We start from the raw sequence: 1985 nt of genomic DNA on the forward strand, positions 1-1985 counted from the left end.
GCATTACCGCTTTGCCAATTGCCTACGCCGTAACGGGAACTGCTGCCTATTGCGCAGGAGGAACCGGTGTTGCCGTTGGTTTGGCAAATTCCGAATCGGGCGTTAACTATCAATTAAAAAATGGAGCTACCGATGTGGGAAGTCCTGTGTCTGGAACAGGCACAGCAATTTCTTTTGGAGACCAAACTACAGCTGCTACTTATACCGTGTTGGCCACGAAAACAGCAGGTAGCTGCACCAATACCATGACCGGAAGCGCTGTGGTAAGCATTACCGCTTTGCCAATTGCCTACGCCGTAACGGGAACTGCCGCCTATTGCGCAGGAGGAACCGGTGTTGCCGTTGGTTTGGCAAATTCCGAATCGGGCGTTAACTATCAATTAAAAAATGGAGCTACTGATGTGGGAAGTCCGGTGTCTGGAACCGGGGCAGCAATTTCTTTTGGCAACCAAACTACAGCTGCTACTTATACCGTGCTGGCCACGAAAACAGCCGGTAGCTGCACCAATACCATGACCGGAAGCGCTGTGGTAAGCATTACCGCTTTGCCAATTGCCTACGCCGTAACGGGAACTGCTGCCTATTGCTCAGGAGGAACCGGTGTTGCCGTTGGTTTGGCAAATTCCGAATCGGGCGTTAACTATCAATTAAAAAATGGAGCTACTGATGTGGGAAGTCCAGTGTCCGGAACAGGCGCAGCAATTTCTTTTGGCAACCAAACTACAGCTGCTACTTATACCGTGCTGGCTACGAAAACAGCAGGTAGCTGTACCAATACCATGACCGGAAGCGCTGTGGTAAGCATTACCGCTTTGCCAATTGCCTACGCCGTAACGGGAACTGCTGCCTATTGCGCAGGAGGAACCGGTGTGGCCGTTGGTTTGGCAAATTCCGAATCGGGCGTTAACTATCAATTAAAAAATGGAGCCACCGATGTTGGAAGTCCAGTGTCCGGAACCGGGGCAGCAATTTCTTTTGGCAACCAAACTACAGCTGCTACTTATACCGTGTTGGCCACGAAAACAGCCGGTAGCTGTACCAATACCATGACCGGAAGCGCTGTGGTAAGCATTACCGCTTTGCCAATTGCCTACGCCGTAACGGGAACTGCCGCCTATTGCGCAGGAGGAACCGGTGTGGCCGTTGGTTTGGCAAATTCCGAATCGGGCGTTAACTATCAATTAAAAAATGGAGCCACCGATGTGGGAAGTCCAGTGTCCGGAACAGGCGCAGCAATTTCTTTTGGCAACCAAACTACAGCTGCCACTTATACCGTGCTGGCTACGAAAACAGCCGGTAGCTGTACCAATACCATGACCGGAAGCGCTGTGGTAAGCATTACCGCTTTGCCAATTGCCTACGCCGTAACGGGAACTGCTGCCTATTGCGCAGGAGGAACCGGTGTGGCCGTTGGTTTAGCAAATTCCGAATCGGGCGTTAACTATCAATTAAAAAATGGAGCTACCGATGTGGGAAGTCCAGTGTCTGGAACAGGCACAGCAATTTCTTTTGGCAACCAAACAGCTGCAGCAACTTATACCGTACTAGCTACAAGAACAGCAGGTAGCTGTACCAATACCATGACCGGAAGCGCTGTGGTAAGCATTACCGCTTTGCCAATTGCCTACGCCGTAACGGGAACTGCTGCCTATTGCGCAGGAGGAACCGGTGTTGCCGTTGGTTTGGCAAATTCCGAATCGGGCGTTAACTATCAATTAAAAAATGGAGCTACTGATGTGGGAAGTCCTGTGTCCGGAACAGGCGCAGCAATTTCTTTTGGCAACCAAACTACAGCTGCTACTTATACTGTACTGGCTACGAAAACAGTCGGTAGCTGTACCAATACCATGACCGGAAGCGCTGTGGTAAGCATTACCGCTTTACCAATTGCCTACGCCGTAACGGGAACTGCTGCCTATTGCGCAGGAGGAACCGGTGTTGCCGTTGGTTTGGCAAATTCTGAAAATGGAGTCAACTATCAATTA

At 50.6% G+C, this 1985-nt stretch carries 1 protein-coding gene; it reads left to right on the plus strand.

All coding sequences use genetic code 11. The features are described 5' to 3' along the window. Nucleotides 1-1985: beta strand repeat-containing protein (locus KZH69_RS20325; protein WP_219319295.1), on the plus strand; the 1985-nt coding region annotated here is incomplete at both ends.

Source organism: Flavobacterium taihuense, assembly GCF_019351435.1.
GTDB lineage: Bacteria > Bacteroidota > Bacteroidia > Flavobacteriales > Flavobacteriaceae > Flavobacterium > Flavobacterium taihuense.